The following is a 17,368-nucleotide window of genomic DNA, read 5'->3' on the forward strand; positions in this document are numbered from 1 at the left end:
TTGCGGTTCTATGCGCGATGCTAGCGCGCGAGCCAGCCGCCGTCGACCGCGAGGATATGGCCCTGCACATAATCCGACGCGCTTGAGGCCAGAAAGACCGCCGCCCCGCCGATATCCTTGGGATCACCCCAGCGGCCCGCCGGGATACGCTCCATGATCTGGCGGTTGCGCGTCTCGTCGCCCTGCAGCGCCGCGGTGTTGTTCGTCGCGATATAGCCCGGCGCGATCGCATTGACCTGAATGCCCTTCGCCGCCCATTCATTGGCGAGCAGCTTGGTGAGGCCGCCTACCCCCGATTTCGACGCGGTGTAGCTCGGCACCCGAATGCCGCCCTGAAAGGTCAGCATCGAGGCGATGTTGATGATCTTGCCCGACCCGCGCCCGATCATGTGGCGCCCGACCGACTGGCAAAGGAAGAACAAGGTCTTGAGATTGGTGTCCATCACCGCGTCCCAATCTTCCTCGGTGAAATCGACCGCGTCGGCGCGGCGGATGATCCCGGCATTGTTGACGAGGATGTCGATCCGCCCGAACTCACCGAGCACCGCGTCGACGAGCGGCTGCACCGCCGCAACGCTCGACAGGTCGGCGGCGAAATTTTCCGCCTTCCGGCCAAGCGCCCGCACCTCGTCGACCGTCTCGGTCGCGGGCGAGCGGCCCGCGGCGGCGATGTCCGCCCCCGCCTCGGCGAGCGCGAGCGCGATCCCCTGCCCGATGCCGGTATTGGCGCCGGTCACCAGCGCCACCTTGCCCGAAAGATCGAAGAGACCCACCATTACGACAGCTGGCAGATGTCGAGGACGTTCATGTCGGTATAGTCCTGGTTCTCGCCCGCCATCGCCCAGATGAAGGCATAGGATTTGGTGCCCGCGCCCATATGGATCGACCAGGGCGGCGAGATCACCGCTTCCTCATTCTGCATCACGATGTGGCGGGTCGCCTCGCCTTCGCCCATGAAGTGCATCACGCGGTCGGTGTCGACATTGTCGAGTTCGAAATAGAAATAGATCTCGCTGCGGCGCTCGTGGATGTGCGGCGGCATGGTGTTCCAGACGCTGCCCTCGTTGAGCACGGTCAGACCCATGACGAGCTGCGCGCTGTCGCAGACGCCCGGAATGACGAGCTGGTAGATCGACCGTTCGTTCGACTCGGCGAGGCTGCCGCGGTCGAGCTTGTTCGCATCGGCGATACCCAGCTTGCGCGTGGTAAAGGCCTTATGCGCCGGGCACGATGCCAGATAGTAACGCGCGCCCTCGCCCGCGAACTCGACGTCGGTCGCACCCATCGTCACATAGAGGCAATCCTTGTTGCCGAGCGTGAAGCTTTCGCCATCAACGGTGACAATGCCCTCGACCGCCGAGACGTTGACGATCGCGAGTTCGCGGCGTTCGAGGAACGGGTGACCCGCCGCCGACGGTGGCTCGCTCTGCGCCGGCAGCTTGACCGGAGCCGCGCCCACGGCAACCCCGCCGATCACGAAGCGGTCGGCATGGGTGTAGTTGAGCACGCACTCGCCGGTGCGGAACAGATCCTGGATCAGATAGCGATCGCGAAGCTCCGCATTCGACACCTCCTCCATCATGACCGGATGGGTTGCATAATAGGTCTTCGAAAACATCGGGGCATCCTCGCGATTGATGTTGGTGATTGGCCGTCTTGCTACGCTGCAAGGTAACCGGTGTCAAGATCGACATCGCGGACGGCCGGAGCAGTCGGCGATTTCCTCCGCGCTGCGATGAAGCTAGGGTGACGCCGCGTTCGACGAGGAGACAATGAGTTGAGCATCGCCAGCATCGCCCTGCCCCGCATTCTGCGCATCGGCGGCGGCGCGTCGAAGCAATTGCCCGAGGTGTTGACGGCGCTGGGCCTCGCGCATCCGCTGATCGTCACCGACGCCTTCCTGCAAAGCAGCGGCCGCGTCGCCGAATTGCAGGGCGGACTGGTCGCCGCAGGCATCGCGGCGCGTGTCTTCGCCGACACCGTGCCCGACCCGACCATCGCCTCGATCGAGGCGGGCTTGGCCTTCCTGCGCGAAGGCGACCATGACTGCGTCGTCGGTTTCGGCGGCGGCAGCCCGCTCGACAGCGCCAAGGCGATCGCCCTGCTCGCGAAGCACGGCGGCGCGATGGCCGACTATAAAGCGCCCCACATTCAGGACGAACCTGGCCTGCCGGTCATCGCGATCCCGACCACCGCGGGCACGGGGTCGGAGGCGACGCGCTTCACGATCATCACCGAGGAGGCGACCGACGAGAAGATGCTGTGCCCCGGCCTCGCTTACCTGCCGGTCGCCGCGCTCGTCGATTATGAGCTGACTTTCACCAAGCCCAAAAGGCTGACCGCCGACACCGGCATCGACTCGCTCGTCCATGCGATCGAGGCCTATGTGTCAAAGCGCGCCAACCCGTTCAGCGACGGCATGGCGCTGCTCGCGATGCGCGCGCTGGCGCCGAATTTGCGCCGCGTCTGGGCCGACCCCACCGACGCGGCGGCGCGCGAGGCGATGATGCTCGGCGCGACGCAGGCGGGCATCGCCTTCTCGAACAGCTCGGTCGCGCTGGTCCACGGGATGAGCCGCCCGATCGGCGCGCATTTCCATGTCCCGCACGGGCTGTCGAACGCGATGCTGCTCCCCGCGGTCACCGCCTGGTCGGCGCCCGCGGCGCTGCATCGCTACGCCGACTGCGCGCGGGCGATGGGCGTCGCCGACGAAGCCGAGGGCGACCAGTCAGCGGTCGCGCGATTGCTCGACGAACTCGCCGCGCTGAACCGCGAGCTCGAGGTGCCCGGTCCGGCGGCATGGGGCATCGACGCCGCGCGCTGGGACGCGCTGGTCCCGACGATGTGCGCGCAGGCGGCCGCGTCGGGATCGCCCGCGAACAACCCGCGCGTGCCCGATGCCGATGAAATGGCGATGCTCTATGCGCAGGTCTGGGCGGGGTAGCAGCGGCGCAAGACCCTAGCGCCGCCGGCGCGCTAGTTGCCAATCGTACAGCGACGGCACCGCATCCAGCGCCTGCCCGGTCGCCTCGATATAGGGCGCGGGGGTGTAGCTGATCGCGATTGTGCGGTTCGCGTGCAGCCCGACGATGCGCTCGCCCGGTCCTTCGAGACCGCTGGCGATCGTCACCGTCGCGTCGGCGGGCACGCTGTCGGGCATCACCAGCCGCGCGTTCCACAGCGTGTTGTACAGACCGTGCCCGGGCTTCCAATAAGGCGCGCCGCCGCCGACCCACAGCTGATAGGCCCATTCGCCCTTCGCCTGTTTCGGGTCGATATGCATGACGATCTGGTCGAACAGATTCTGGTGGTTTGACCCGCTATGCTGGTCGATGATCGCATCCTGCATCACCTCCGAGCGCAGGAACACCGACCGTGTCGAGCGCGTGTTGACGCTGAGCGGGTGGATCACCGGATTTTCGACCTTGAGGTCCTTGACCAGCACATTGTGGACCGCGCCGACATGCACCGAATAATGCGCGCGGCGGTCGCCGGTGGTCGTGACATTGGCGATCGTCAGGCTCGCCGCATTGTCAGTCAAAATGCCGCTGTCCGAACGGTCGATGACGAGGTTGCGGATCCAGCCGTCGAACACCCCGGTCATGTAGATGCCGTTATATCCCTGCTCCAGATGGTGACCGAACGACGGCGCCTCGGGGAATTGCAGGCGCAAATTCTGGATGCCGACGTTGGTGAGGTGCCGCCACTCGGCGATCACCGCGGGCTGGTCGGGTCGCACGTCGTGGAGCAACGGATCGCCCAGCGTCACCCGCTTGCCGCTGATCGCGGTAACGCGGGTCGACTGCGCGACCACCGGCCGGTTCGGCGAGGACCAGTGGTGCGACCCGATCGGCAGGTCGGTATCGCCATAGAGCGACGTCAATATCTTGCTGTCGGGTCCGTCGACCGAAAACCACTGCAGCTGGACGACGTCGCCGACGCGCAGCTTGGCGGCATCGTCGACCTGCAACGCGCGCGCGAATTGTTTGCCCGCCACGCCATTCGCCAGCCTGTCGTCGCGCACATCCTTGTTGCCGTCGTAGGAGACCGGCCGGGCCTTTTCGGGCGCGACGAGGATCATCCCGCCGGCCCAGCTATATTCGGTGAACAGATAATCGATATTATGCTCGGGTTCGACCTGCTGCTTCTTCTCGCGGACGAGATATTCGCGCAGCTCGTCATAATCATGACTCTTGTCGATGATCTTGAGCGGACGCGGAAACCAGAGCTCGCTGCCCTCCGCCCCTTCGCCCGCACCGTCGAGGACGATGTCGCTGCGGGTGATGCGCAGCACCTCGGTGATCTGCGTCCGCCCCTCGGGGAAGCGCAGGGTCACCCGCCCCTGCACCGCGTTGGCGGCATCGAGCGCGCGCAGCACCGCCTTGCTGTCGTCGAGCCCGTCGTCGGGGATCGCGCCAAAAGCGGTGACGTCGACGATGGTGCCCGGATCGTCCGGGATCGGCGCGAGCCCGAAGCCGTAACCCGCATAGGAATAATCGGGCAGCGGGGTCGCCGCCATCGTTCCGCGATCGGTCAGGATCTTCGGCAGCGACGACGACTGGGCGAGCGCGGGAAGCGCCGCGCCCACGGCGATCGACAGGGCAAGGCCGAGGACGCACTTGTCCCTGTTGAGCGGCTTCATCACGTCATGTCCTCGTCTTCAGAATTTGGCGCGCAACCCGACCGAGTAGCGCCGCTCTGACAGCGCATAGCTGTTGAGCGCGGTCGGGTTGAAATTGCTATACTCGCTCGTCGCCGATTTCCGCGGCATCAAGTTCTGCGCCTGCAGCGACAGCGCGAAATTCCTGGTGATGTCGAACCCGACCTGCGCATCGAGCTGCGACCGCGCGCCCACGAAGCTCGGCCGCCCTTCGGAAAATTCGAACACCGCCTCGTCGCGATAATTATAGGCGACACGCGCCGAGAAGGGCCCCTTTTCGAACAGACCGACAAGGTTGTAGCTGTTCTTCGACACCGCGACGAGCGGGAAGCCCGCGGCATCCTCCGAGTCCGAATAGGTGTAGTTGGCGATGATACCGAGGCCATCGAACGGCGCGGGCAGGAAGTCGGCGAACTGCTGGATGCCGATTTCGAAACCCTTGATCCGCGCGCTCGACAGATTCTCGGGCCGCGAGAAGGTCAGTTCGCGCCCCTGCGGATCGAGGTTGGTATCGATGCCCGTGGTGACGAAGCTGGCGATGAAATTCTGCACATCCTTGTAAAAGAAGGCGCCCGAGATCAGCGAACTCTTGCCCGTATAATATTCGAAGCTGATGTCGGCCTGGGTCGAGATCGGCGGTTCGAGATTCACATTGCCGCCGGTCACCGACAGATTGGTCGCGTTGAAGAAGGTCGACGGTGCGAGGTCGGCGATCGAGGCGCGCTGCATCGTCTGCGACGCCGACATGCGAACGAGGAAATCGTCGGTGACGTTGAACGCGATATTCGCGCTCGGCAGCACATTGGTGTAGCGGTTCTTGTCGTTGACGAGCGTGCTGACGGTGCCGACATTGACATAGCTGTCGACTGACAGTCGCGTGCTCGCGATGCGCACCCCGGCGTTTGCCTTATACGGTATGCCGACGATCTCGCCCTCGCCCGACACCATCAGATAGGCCGCGAGCGTGCGTTCGCTGAAATCATAGTCGCGCTGCAAATTGGGCAGCAGGGTCGACAGGCCGTTGGCGTTGGGATTGGGCTCGGCCGCCTGCGCGCGGGTGAAGACATAGTCGAAGGTCGGTGCGGTGCTGAGGAAGCTGCGCGGGAAGGTCCCGCCGATGTCGGACAGGAAGTCGCCCATGTCCACTAGGTTCAGATAGGGTTCGAGCTCGGCGCGGGTCGGGGTGACCTGGCTGCGGAACGCGTTCGAGCGTGCGTGCAGGTCGGTATAGCGCGCACCCGCCGAGATGGTGACGCCGCCGGCGGTTTCGTAGCTGACGTCGAGCTTGCCCGTCCATTCCTCGAGCAGCCCGATCAGGCGGTTGCTGCGCACGCCGTTGTTCGCGGGGTTGTACGACGCATAGCTGGTCGGGTTGAACGTGCCGCCGAGCGTCAGCGACGGGATCGTCACGTCGCGGAAGTCGAAGGCGCCCGGAACCGTGGCGGTCCCCTGCAAGGTGATGATCTGGATCGTCTGGTCGATCGTGCCCTTGCTGTAATAGCCGTCGGCCTCGATCGTCAGCCCGTCATTCTCATATTTGCCGTTGAGGCCATAGAGGAAGCTTTCGGTCGGTTCGTTGCGGATCTGACCGGCGGTGGTGACGGTGCCATTGGCGTTGCCCGCGACGACCATGCCATTCTCGACCACCGCATTGGTCACCGGGTTGGTGCCGGTCGGCAGGCGGAAGGCGAAGAAGTCCTGTTTCCGCCCCGTGGTCAGCTTCGAATAGAGCGCGTCAGCAGTGATCGTGAATTCGGGGGTCACCTCGAACTGGATCGCGCCGTTGAGCCCGAGCCGCGAGCGGTCGACGGTGAATTGTTCATATTGCAGCAGCACCGGGGTCTGCTGGACGGTGGTGACGCCGTTCGCGGTATAGTTGCGGTTGAGGAAATTGTTGCGCTCGAAGGTCTGGGTGGTCGAGGTGCGCTTCTGATATTCACCCGCCAGCATGATGCCGATGCGGCCGTCGGCGAACTTCGTCGTCGCGAAACCGGTGATCGCGGGTTCGAACTTGTCGCTATTCTCCGAATAGACCCCCTGCACGCGCAGCGAGACGGTCGGCTCCTTGAAGCTAAGCGGCTTCGGGGTGACGAGGTTGACGGTGCCGCCAAGCCCGCCCTCGGCCTGGCTCGCGAGCGGCGACTTGCGCACTTCGAGACGACCGAACAGGCTGGAAGGGACCGAGTCCAGCCCCGAAGAGCGGCCGAGCTGGTCGTTCTCCGGGGGCGAGAGGCGCGCCGACCAGCCGAGCAGAGTGCGGCCATCGACCTCGACGCGGACCTGCTGCAGGCCGCGGACCGACACCGACTGGCCTTCACCGAACACGCGGGTGATCTGGACCCCGGTGACACGCTGCAAAGCCTCGGCGACGTTCGCGTCGGGCAGCTTGCCGACATCCTCGGCGGTGATGACGTCGACGACCTGATCGGCCTCGCGCTTGATGTCAGCCGCCTGTTCGAGCGAGGCGCGGATGCCGCTGACGACAATCTCGTCCCCCGGGGGCGGCGCGCCGACGGCGTCCTGCGCAAAGGCGGGCGCCATCGCGAGCGCGGCCAGCGAGGCCCCGCCCGCCAGCTTCGCCAGAAAATATGTGCTGCGGATCGCCATCTCGTCTCTCCCACCCTGGCCGCTCGATCCCGCGATAGCGGAATGGCGACTTTTTGATTTTCAAATTCTTGTGCGCCGATCTTGGTAACCGGTGTCAGCCATGATCGATTCTTGAGGCAATCCTGTCAAGAAAAAACTTGTATGACAACCTTTGGGGCGGCGTTGGTGCGGTTAGCGCCCTGAGAAGCGACCGATAATGGCGTCGGGCAACCACAGCAGCGGCTGGCGCACCGGGAAATTGCGCACGACCTCGCCCGTCGATGGATCGGGATCGAGTCGCCGCCACAGCGCCAGCCAGTCGTCGCGACGCAGCGCGAGGCCGCCGAACAACAGGCTCGGCTGACGCACCGGAAAGCCGTCCCGATATTCGACATCGGGCGGCAGCGGCCACGCCGCCTTGTCGGCGATATAGGGGGCCATCCAGCCGATCGCGCCCGCGATCGAGCGGCCGTCGTCGGTCCGCCACCCGATCAGGTCGCCCTCGCCTCCCAGCAACCAGGCGGTCGCCGCGAGCACGTCGAGATTGAACAGCGCATAGGCATAGGGCTTGGTCCGCGCGAGTTCGAGCGGCTGGCGTCCGTCGGGTTCGATCTGGGTCGGGATGATGACGGTCTTGAGCCGCGTGCGCGCGTCGTCGAGTACGTCGCTACGGCCGAGCAGCGCCGCGAAGGACGCGGCTTGCAACAGCCAGCAGGTCCCGTGGTTGTTCTTCTCGTCGCGCTCCTCGATGCCGAAGGGCGACGTGGTGAGCCAGTCGAGATAGGCCGCGAACCAGCTTTCGACGCCCGGGCGGATCGCGGCATAGCCGGGCGCCTCCGCCTGGGCGAACCATTGCGCGGCGCGCGCGACCTCGACGATCTGCAGCGTGTCGATCACCCCGATCGCGCGGCCATTGTTGACCCCGATGATCGCCTGCGCGTGGTCCAGCTTCGGGGTCATCCGCGTCGCCGGATCGACGAACCATGCCGCCAGATGGCGCATCGCCGCCGCCGCGAAGCGCGCGTCGCCGGTCAGCCGCCACGCCGCCGCCAGCGTCGGCACGGTGCGCCCGAACGCGATCAGCGCGTCGCGGTGGCCGTCGAACTTGTCGGGGTTCGATCGGCCGTCGCGACGGATATAGGGGCCGCCGGGGTTCGCCGGGTCGGGCCACCAATAATCGCCCTCCGAATAATAGTCCTGCCGCCCGGCCGGGCTGCGCGGCGCGGGGATCGCCGCGATCGTCCGCGGCGCCGCATCGAGCAGCGCGAGCGCCTGCGGCACCACGCGCGCGCGTTCGATCGCTGCGATATCGAGCGGCATGCCCTTGCCCCGCGCCAGCGTCGCCGCCGGACCGGCGAGCATCAGGCCCAATAGCAACGCACGGCGCGCGATCATGCCGGTATCCGGGGAGGAGAAAATACCGCCGCCGCGAGTGGCATCGCGGCGGCGGCTGTGACCGAAACCAGCGGGAGGTCGTGCTGGGCCGGCCAGATCATATATCGAGGATGGTGCCCCATCATATGGCTGACACCATAGTTGTAGGACAACTTAAGTCAATCGATGTTGTGATCCGGCCCCGCGCGGGCGCCGCGGGTCAGTAACGCCCGCGTTTGCGCGCCAGGTCGTACATCGCCGAGCCCGCCAGCAGGAAGGCCCCGCTGCCATAGAATTGCGTTTCGGTCGCCGAGACGCTGTCGGGCCGGTCGCCGACCTGCTGCACCCAGCCGAGCATGCCGTCGGGTTGCACCGCGCGAACGACCGCGTTCCAGCCGCGGATCGCCGCGGGTTCATAGGCTTTGCGATCGAGCAACCCCGTGTCGACGCCCCAGGCAAAGGCGTAAGTGAAAAAGGCCGTGCCGCTGGTTTCGGTCGGCGTGCCGGGGTTGGTGTCGAGCAGCGAGGGCGACCAATAGCCATCGGCCTTTTGCAGGCTCAGCAGCTTTGCCGCCATGTCCTTGAACTGTTTTTCATACGCCGGTCTTTTCGGGTCCTTGCGGTCCATCGCCTGCAGCATCCGGACCAGTCCCGCCATCACCCAGCCGTTGCCGCGGCTCCAGAACAGCTTGCGCCCCTTCGCGTCGCGCTGGTCGAAAAAGCGGCTGTCGCGAAAATAGAGCTGTTCGGCCGGGTCGAAGAGATAGTCTGTGGTCGCCCGAAACTCGCGGTGCGCGAAATCGGCGTAGCGCGGATCGCCGGTCGCCTTGGTCATCCGCAGCAGGGTCGGCGGCGCCATGAAGATCGTGTCGCACCAGCACCAGCGGTCGGTACAGTCCGACGTGCCCTTGCCCGGCGCGTGCGGGATGAATTCCAGCCCGATCGTCGGCGGGTTGGCGAGGACATGGTCGAAATAGGCGCGCGCCGGGGCGATCGCCTCTTTGCCTGCGCCATGACGTGCCGCCCACAACCACGCCTGCCCGATCAACTGGTCGTCGGCGTGAAAGGGCCGGTCGCCGAGCTGCCACGCCTGTTCGCGGCCAAGGTCGAGCAGCGGCTGCGCGTAGCGCCGGTCGCGGTTCGCGAGTTCGGTGAGCGCGACCCAGAAGGTCGCCTGTTCCCAGCCGCGCGGCTCGCGCACGCTTTTGCGCCCGGCGGGGATCTTCGCCCAGTTGGTGCGGTTGGCGAGTTGCCAGTCGGCGACGCGGCGGGTGTCGGCAAGGATCGCCGATGCCCGTGGCATCTGGGGCACGGCCTCGATCCCTAGTGCGGCACCGGCCGATTGCACAGCGCCGGACCCCGGCCATGCAAGGAGTCCAAGCGCGACCATGGTCGCGCCGACAAGTGCTATGCTTCGAACCACATCCACCTCCCTCGAAACATTGTGGGCTTTTGCCCTTGACACCGGTGACAATATCTTTCCTTTTCCGGGAAACATGTCAATAAGGTTGTCTGACAACTGAGCCAAGCGCGGAATCGCGCCAAAGGGGATGGAATGCCGAAGATCGTGTCTGCCCGGGTGATCGTCACCTCTCCGGGCCGCAATTTCGTCACGTTGAAAATCACATGCGACGACGGCACCACCGGCGTCGGCGACGCGACGCTCAACGGGCGCGAGCTGGCGGTGGCGAGCTATCTGGCCGACCATGTCGTCCCCTGCCTGATCGGGCGCGACGCGCAGCAGATCGGCGATATCTGGAATTACCTCTACAAGGGCGCCTATTGGCGGCGCGGACCGGTGACGATGACCGCGATCGCCGCGGTCGACATGGCGCTGTGGGACATCAAGGGCAAGGTCGCGGGACTGCCCGTCTACCAATTGCTTGGCGGCGCGGCGCGCAGCGGCTGTATGGTCTATGGCCATGCCAATGGCACGACGATCGCCGACACGATCGAGGCGGCGCTCGACTACCAGCGCCAGGGGTACAGGGCGATCCGCCTGCAATGCGGGGTGCCGGGCATGGCGTCGACCTATGGCGTCAGCAAGGACCGCTATTTCTACGAACCCGCCGACGCCGACCTGCCGAGCGGCAATATCTGGTCGACCGAGAAGTATCTGCGCGTCGTCCCCGAATTGTTCGCTGCGGCGCGCGAGGCGCTGGGCTGGGACGTCCACCTGCTCCACGACATTCACCACCGGCTGACCCCGATCGAGGCGGCGCGGCTCGGCAAGGACCTTGAGCCCTACCGCCCCTTCTGGATCGAAGATGCGACGCCGGCCGAGGATCAGGAGGCGTTCCGCCTGATCCGCCAGCACACGACGACGCCGCTCGCCGTGGGCGAAATCTTCAACTCGATCTGGGACTGCAAGGCGCTGATCGAGAACCGGCTGATCGACTATATCCGCGCCACCGTGCTCCACGCCGGCGGCATCACCCATATGCGCCAGATCGCCGCGCTCGCCGAACTGTATCAGGTCCGCACCGGTTGCCACGGCGCCACCGACCTGTCGCCGGTGACGATGGCGGCGGCGCTGCATTTTGGACTGTCGATCCCGAATTTCGGCATCCAGGAATATATGCGCCACACCGATGAGACCGACGCCGTCTTCCCCCACGCCTACAGCCTAACCGACGGGCTGATGCATCCGGGCGAGGCGCCGGGGCTGGGGGTCGATATCGACGAGGCCCGTGCCGAGACCCATCCCTATGCCCGCGCCTATCTGCCGGTGAACCGGCTCGAGGACGGGACGATGTGGAGTTGGTGATGCGCAGCGCCCTGCTCGGTCTTTTGCTGCTTGGCGCACCCGTCGCGGCGCAGGACAAGCAGCCCATGCGGCCCGCGACGGCCGAGGAGCAAAAGGCGCGCGCCGCGGTCGCCATCGCCGATTATCGCTACGATGATTTGCTGTGGGAAAACGACCGCACCGCGTTTCGCATCTATGGCCGCGCGCTCGAAAACCACGAACCACCATCGACCTCGGGCATCGACGCCTGGGGCAAAAATGTCCGCTGGCCCTTCATGGAGCGCCAGTTGCGCACTGGCGAGCAGCACGACAATCATGGCGAGGGGCTCGATTTTTATAACGTCGGCACCGGGCGCGGCGTCGGCGGGCTCGGCATCTGGTACGACAACAAGCTGTGGACCTCGCGCAACTATGTCCGCCCGCGTATTTTGAAGGCCGGGCCGACGGTCGCCGACTTCATAGTCGATTATGACCCATGGCCGGTCGACACGCGACGCTCCGTCAGCGAAACGCGGCGCTTCACCCTGCCCGCCGGGACCAACTTCACCCGCCTGACCTCGACCATCGCGTCGAGCAGCGACGCCGAGATGATCGTCGGCATCGGCATCTCCAAACGCCCGATCAACGGCGGCAAGCTTGGCGAGATCGTCAAGGACGCGAAGGCCGCGCGGATGAACTGGTGGGGACCCGCCGATGGCGAAGGCGATGGTGGCAAGGGCCGCATGGCCGCCGCCGTCATCGTCGATCCCGCCGCCTTCGCGGGCTTCGCCGAGGATGCCGACAATTATCTGATCCTCGTCCGCGTTACCCCGGGCCGACCCTTTACCTATTACAGCGGCGCGGCGTGGGACGGCGGGGGCGACTTTGCGACGCGCGACGCCTGGACCGCATATGTCGATGCCCAGCGCCCCGATTTCCGCCCCTAGCCAGCCCGAAGACGCGATGATAACGCTATCGCCCATGAGGGTAACCAAGGCGGCATCGCTGGCCGACGATCTGGTCCAGCGCTTCGAGGAACAGATCGAGTCGGGCGACATGCCCGCCGGATCGCGCTTCCCAACCGAAAAGGCGATCACCGAGGCGTTCGGGGTCAGCCGCACGGTGGTGCGCGAAGCCTATTCGCGCCTCGCCGCGCGCGGACTGCTGGTGTCGCGCCGCGGATCGGGCGCCTATGTCGCCGACGGCGCGCGCTATCGCGCCTTCCAGATCGCCGCCGACGAGTTCAGCGAGATCGAGGATGTGCTCCGCCTCCTCGAAATGCGCATGGGGTTCGAGGCCGAAATGGCCGACCTCGCCGCACGCCGCCGCACCGATGCCGATCTGGAAGCGATCCGCGACGCGCTCGACGCGATGGAGAATAGCGAGGACGTCGACGCCTCGGTCGTCGCCGACGCCGCTTTCCACGCCGCGATCGCCGCGGCGACGCGCAACGATTATTTTCTCCGCTTCACCCAGTTTCTCGGCGTGCGCCTGGTCCCCTCGCGCAAACTCTATCTGCAGGGCAGCGACCGGCAACGGCACCAGCACTATGCGCGCACGATCAACCGCGACCATCAGGCGATCTACGATGCGATTCTGGCCGGCGACCCGGCGGCGGCGCGGCGCGCGGCACGGCGGCACATGGACAAATCGATCGCCCGCTACCGCGCGATGCAGGACGGCCTGCCCGCGGAGGCGGCCGAGGACTGAGCGCGCGGTGCTTGCACGCCGACCGCAACATCCTATTGCGGACGCATGACGCAGCTGCAGACCCTTTCCCTGGCGATGCGCCGGCTCGATTTCGCCGGAACCGACGACGCCGCGACGCTGCGCGACCTGCCGATCGAGGCGCCGGTGTCGGTCGAGGTTTGCGGCATCGGCTATGCCGTGATGATGGCGACACCGTCGGACCTGGAAGATTATGCGGTCGGCTTCGCGCTCGGCGAAGGACTGGTCGAAACCGCCGCGCAAATCCGGAGCATCGACGTGCATCCGGTCGAGGGCGGCGTTGCGCTGCGTATCTGGCTGCCGCCCGAACGGACCGAAAAGGCGCTCGAACGCGCGCGCAAGCGGGTAAGCGAAAGCAGCTGCGGGCTGTGCGGGATGGAGAATATCGAACAGGTGCTGCGCCCGCTGCCCGCGATCGCGGCGCGGATCGTGACCGACCGCGCCGCGATCGCGGCGGCGCTGGCGGCCTTGCCCGATCATCAGCCGCTCGGCCGCGCGACGGGCGCCGCGCATGCCGCCGCCTTTTGCAACCCCAACGGCGATATCCTTCGCGTCCGCGAGGATGTCGGGCGGCACAATGCGCTCGACAAATTGATCGGCGCGCTGGCGAGGGACGGCATCGATCCGGGCAGCGGTTTCATCCTGCTGTCGGCGCGCTGCAGTTATGAGCTGGTCGAAAAGACAGTGCGTGCGGGCTGTCCGATGCTCGTCACGATCTCGGCGGCGACCAGCCTTGCCGCCGAGCGCGCGGTCGCGGCGGGACTGACGCTCGTCACGCTGGCGCGCGCGGATTCGGCGCTGATCGTCGGCGACACCCGCGGGATGATCGCATGAAGACGCTCGGCGCCGTGCTCGCGGGCGGGCGCTCGTCGCGCTTCGGGTCGGACAAGGCGGCCGCGTTGCTCGCGGGGCAGAGTCTGCTCGACCATGCGCTCGCGGCGCTGCGCCCGCATGTCGATGCCGTCGTGGTGGTCGGTCGCGCGATCGAAGGTCAGCCGATGATCGCCGACTGGCCGGCGCCTGACCTCGGGCCGATGGGCGGCATCGCGGGAGCGCTGCGCCATGCCGAAAAGGAAGGCTTCGAACAATTGCTCTGCATCTCGGTCGATTGCGTCCGCCTGCCCGCCGACCTGCACGCGTTGCTCGACCCCGCACCCGCCTATCTCGCGAGCCAGCCGGTGATCTCCCTCTGGCCGGTGTCGGCACGCGGCGCGTTCGAAAAACAGCTGATCGAGGGCGACGACCGCTCGGTCCGCCGCTTCGGCAACAGCATCGGCGCACGCGCCGTCGCCAGCGATTTTGTCCCGCCGAACATCAACAGTGTCGCCGACCTCGACCGCGAGACAAGCCTATAAGCCCCCGAGCGCGTTCACGGTGAAAGCCAATATCCCCATGTTGAACAAAAACGCCGCCATGCAATGGCCGAGCACAACGCGGCGCATATGCGCGCCGGTGACGCTGACGTCCGAGGTCTGGAAGGTCATGCCGAGGGTGAAGGCGAAATAGAGGAAATCCCAATAATCCGGCTCGTGCGTCCCCGGCACCTCGAGCCCGCCACGGTCGCTTCCCTTCGCCTGAAGGTAGAAGAGATGCGCATAGTGAAGCGTGAACACCATGTTCGCGAACAGCCAGGCGAGCACCAGCGTGACGATAATCAGGATGACGTCGCCGCGCCCAAGGCTGCCGGGATCGGCTATCAGCGCCCCCACGGCAAAGAGGACGACCAGCGACAGCAAAACCGAAATGGCGAGCAGGCTCGCGCGGTTCGCGTCATTGTCTTCGGACCGCTGGCGCATCGCATCGGCATCGCCCGACAGCAGCGAGACGATCGACACGAGAAAGACCGCCGCGGCGGCATCGAAACCGAGCAGCAGCGCCGTGCGCGTATCGCAGCCCCATGCCAGCGCGCCGCCCGAAATGGCGACCAGCACGGCGGCGAAGGTCAGGAAACGGACCGGCGCGATATGGCGCCCGGGCGCGAAACCCCTCTTTGCCGTCACGCCGCCGATTCCTCCGCCGCCACGATCCGCACCGGGATCGATTTCGCCGCCGGGCAGCCGCTGATCTTGTCATAGAAGGCAAGCGGCAACAGCGGGTTGAGTTCGGGATAATAGCCCGCGACCGCGCCGCGCGACATCGGATAGTCGAGCAGGGTCAGCCCCTCGACGCGCCGCGCGACGCCATCGTCGCTGATCGTCTCCAGCGCCACCCGCGCGCCCTGTTCGAACCCGCGATCGGCGCGATCCTCGGCGTTGACGAAAAGTACCATCCGGTCGCCATACACGCCGCGATAGCGGTCGTTATAGCTGTACACCGTGGTGTTGAACTGGTCGTGTGACCGCACCGTCGCGAGCCGCAGCATAGCCGGATCGGCGACAGGGGCGTTGGCGTGCAGCCCCGGCAGGATCAGGAAATTCGCCTTGCCGTTCGGCGTCGCCCACACCCGGCGCCGCGGTGGAATGTCGAGGTGGAAGCCGGCGGGGTTTTTGATCCGCTCCGAAAAGCCGTCGTAGATGGCGGGATAGACCGCGGCGATCTTGTCGCGGATCGCGTCATAATCGTCGATATAGCGTGCCCAATCGACCTTGCTATCGGGCAAGGTCGCCATCGCCATGCGGCAGACGATCTCGGTCTCGGTCAGCAAATGCTCGCTCGCGGGTTTGAGCACCCCGCGCGACGCGGTGACGTTCGACATCGAATCCTCAATCGTCACGAACTGCTCGCCCTTCGCGGTTTCGATGCGTTCGGAGCGCGCGACCACCGGCAGGATCAGCGCATCCTGACCATGCACCAGATGCCCGCGGTTGAGCTTGGTCGCGATCCCGACGGTCAGCTTCAACTTGCGCATCGCCGCATAGGCATGGTCGGTGTCGGGGACCGCGCGGACAAAATTGCCGCCCATGCCGATGAAGACCTTGGCGGTTCCGGCCTGCATCGCCGCGACCGATTCGACACTATGATGCCCCTCGGCGCGCGGCGGTTCGAACCCGAACACATCGCGCACCTTGTCGAGATACGCCTGGCTCGGTTTCTCGTCGATACCGACGGTGCGATCACCCTGGACGTTCGAATGGCCGCGGATCGGCGAGATGCCCGCGCCCGGCTTGCCGTAATTGCCCCGGAGCATCAGCAGGTTGGCGATCTGTTGCACCAGCCGCGAACCCTCCTGATGCTGGGTGATACCCATGCCGTAACAGATGATCGTTGCCGACGAGCGGATATAGATTTCGGCGCAGCGCCGGATCTGCGCCTCATCGACCCCCGACACCGCGACGATCTCGGTCCAGTCCTGCGCCATGATGTCGTCATGCAGCGCCTCATACCCTGCGGTATGTTCGGCGATGAACGCATGATCGAGCACGGCCTCGCCCGCCGCCTCGCGCTCGAAGAGCACCTTCATCATGCCCTTGAGCAGCGCGAGGTCGCCGCCGATCGCGATATGGACGAATTCGCTGCTGATCTCGGTCGAACCGAAGGTCGCCATCTGGACGACATCCTGCGGCTCGGTGAAGCGGATCAGCGCGCGTTCGGGCATCGGGTTGACCGCGACGATCGGCACCCCGCGCTTGCGCGCCTCGACCAGCGGGGTCATCATCCGCGGCGCGTTGGTTCCGGCATTGTGTCCGATCAGGAAAATCGCTTCCGCATGCTCGAAATCGTCGAGGATCACCGTGCCCTTCCCCACCCCGATCGAATGCGGCAGCCCGCGGCTCGTCGGCTCGTGGCACATGTTCGAACAGTCGGGGAAATTGTTGGTGCCGAACTCGCGCACGAAGATCGAATAGAGGAAGGCGGTCTCGTTCGCGGTGCGTCCCGAGGTATAGAATTCCGCCTGGTTGGGGTCGCCCAGCGCGCGCAAATGCGTGCCGATCAACGCGAAGGCATCGTCCCAGCTCACCGGTACATAATGGTCGGTCGCCGCGTCATAGCGCATCGGTTCGGTCAGCCGGCCCTGCATTTCCAGCCAATAGTCCGACTGTTTCATCAGCGCGGTGACGCTGTGCTGCGCAAAGAACTCGCGCGTGACGCGAAACTTCGTCGCCTCATGCGCCAGCGCCTTCGCGCCATTTTCGCAAAATTCGAGCGTCTTGGTGCAACTTGCGTCGGGAAAGGCGCAACTCGGGCATTTGAAACCGCCGGGCTGGTTCATCGACAGCAGGGCGCGCGAGCCCTTGCCCACCACGCTCTGTTCTAGCAGCACCTTCGCGGTCGCCGCCGCCGCGCCCCAGCCGCCGGCGGGGCTGTTGTAGCTTTTGTATCTAGGCTTCTCGCCGGCCATGATATCGCGTCCCGAA

Annotated in this window: 14 protein-coding genes; 6 read left to right on the plus strand and 8 right to left on the minus strand. The window is 65.8% G+C overall.

The window, feature by feature from the left end; all coding sequences use genetic code 11:
• Window positions 1-20: 20 nt before the first annotated feature.
• Window positions 21-776, minus strand: coding sequence for a 2-dehydro-3-deoxy-D-gluconate 5-dehydrogenase KduD (gene kduD / locus EEB18_RS04180; RefSeq protein WP_187139354.1), 756 nt, complete (start codon window positions 774-776; stop codon window positions 21-23).
• Window positions 776-1,618: a 5-dehydro-4-deoxy-D-glucuronate isomerase gene (gene kduI / locus EEB18_RS04185; RefSeq protein ID WP_187139353.1), complete on the minus strand. Its 843-nt coding sequence runs from the start codon at window positions 1,616-1,618 to the stop codon at window positions 776-778. The genes kduD and kduI overlap by 1 nt, the downstream gene beginning before the upstream one ends.
• Window positions 1,619-1,777: 159 nt before the next feature.
• On the opposite strand from kduI, the gene EEB18_RS04190 reads away from it, so the two are divergent.
• On the plus strand, window positions 1,778-2,944 hold the full coding sequence (locus EEB18_RS04190; RefSeq protein WP_222943143.1) for an iron-containing alcohol dehydrogenase: 1,167 nt from the start codon (window positions 1,778-1,780) through the stop codon (window positions 2,942-2,944).
• Window positions 2,945-2,959: 15 nt separating this feature from the next.
• Here the strand turns inward: EEB18_RS04190 and EEB18_RS04195 are convergent, their stop codons facing one another.
• The 4 genes from EEB18_RS04195 to EEB18_RS04210 all read right to left on the minus strand — a co-directional run bounded on the left by EEB18_RS04195 (window position 2,960) and on the right by EEB18_RS04210 (window position 9,923).
• On the minus strand, window positions 2,960-4,642 hold the full coding sequence (locus tag EEB18_RS04195; protein ID WP_187139352.1) for a hypothetical protein: 1,683 nt from the start codon (window positions 4,640-4,642) through the stop codon (window positions 2,960-2,962).
• Between the two features lie 18 nt (window positions 4,643-4,660).
• Window positions 4,661-7,267: a TonB-dependent receptor gene (locus EEB18_RS04200; protein WP_187139351.1), complete on the minus strand. Its 2,607-nt coding sequence runs from the start codon at window positions 7,265-7,267 to the stop codon at window positions 4,661-4,663.
• A 171-nt stretch (window positions 7,268-7,438) separates the two neighbouring features.
• Entirely contained in the window at window positions 7,439-8,641 is a 1,203-nt protein-coding gene (locus tag EEB18_RS04205) for an alginate lyase family protein (protein ID WP_187139350.1), read from the minus strand.
• 199 nt (window positions 8,642-8,840) lie between these two features.
• Window positions 8,841-9,923 (minus strand): glycoside hydrolase family 105 protein, encoded by a 1,083-nt coding sequence (locus EEB18_RS04210; protein WP_262408220.1) that lies wholly within the window; start codon window positions 9,921-9,923, stop codon window positions 8,841-8,843.
• 252 nt (window positions 9,924-10,175) lie between these two features.
• Between EEB18_RS04210 and manD the strand changes: the two genes are divergently transcribed.
• From manD to EEB18_RS04235, 5 genes are read left to right on the plus strand one after another with little or no spacing between them, the layout of a single operon-like run.
• Window positions 10,176-11,387 (plus strand): D-mannonate dehydratase ManD, encoded by a 1,212-nt coding sequence (gene manD, locus EEB18_RS04215; protein ID WP_187139349.1) that lies wholly within the window; start codon window positions 10,176-10,178, stop codon window positions 11,385-11,387.
• The gene (locus EEB18_RS04220) at window positions 11,387-12,292 is read left to right on the plus strand and encodes a DUF4861 family protein (protein ID WP_187139348.1); all 906 of its coding nucleotides are present in this window, start codon (window positions 11,387-11,389) and stop codon (window positions 12,290-12,292) included. Before manD ends, EEB18_RS04220 begins: the two co-directional genes overlap by 1 nt.
• A gap of 34 nt (window positions 12,293-12,326) precedes the next feature.
• Entirely contained in the window at window positions 12,327-13,055 is a 729-nt protein-coding gene (locus EEB18_RS04225; RefSeq protein ID WP_187139347.1) for a FadR/GntR family transcriptional regulator, read from the plus strand.
• Between the two features lie 45 nt (window positions 13,056-13,100).
• Window positions 13,101-13,907 carry a formate dehydrogenase accessory sulfurtransferase FdhD gene (gene fdhD / locus EEB18_RS04230; protein WP_262408116.1) on the plus strand — a complete coding sequence of 269 codons (807 nt, stop codon included), beginning with the start codon at window positions 13,101-13,103 and terminating at the stop codon, window positions 13,905-13,907.
• The gene (locus tag EEB18_RS04235) at window positions 13,904-14,428 is read left to right on the plus strand and encodes a molybdenum cofactor guanylyltransferase (RefSeq protein WP_187139346.1); all 525 of its coding nucleotides are present in this window, start codon (window positions 13,904-13,906) and stop codon (window positions 14,426-14,428) included. The genes fdhD and EEB18_RS04235 overlap by 4 nt, the downstream gene beginning before the upstream one ends.
• On the opposite strand, the gene EEB18_RS04240 is transcribed toward EEB18_RS04235, so the two are convergent.
• Entirely contained in the window at window positions 14,423-15,073 is a 651-nt protein-coding gene (locus EEB18_RS04240) for a DUF1345 domain-containing protein (RefSeq protein WP_187139345.1), read from the minus strand. The genes EEB18_RS04235 and EEB18_RS04240 overlap by 6 nt on opposite strands.
• Complete coding sequence (locus EEB18_RS04245) at window positions 15,070-17,352, minus strand: FdhF/YdeP family oxidoreductase (protein WP_187139344.1); 2,283 nt, start codon at window positions 17,350-17,352, stop codon at window positions 15,070-15,072. Before EEB18_RS04245 ends, EEB18_RS04240 begins: the two co-directional genes overlap by 4 nt.
• Between the last annotated feature and the right edge of the window lie 16 nt (window positions 17,353-17,368).

This window comes from Sphingopyxis sp. OPL5, from assembly GCF_003797775.2.
Lineage (GTDB): Bacteria > Pseudomonadota > Alphaproteobacteria > Sphingomonadales > Sphingomonadaceae > Sphingopyxis.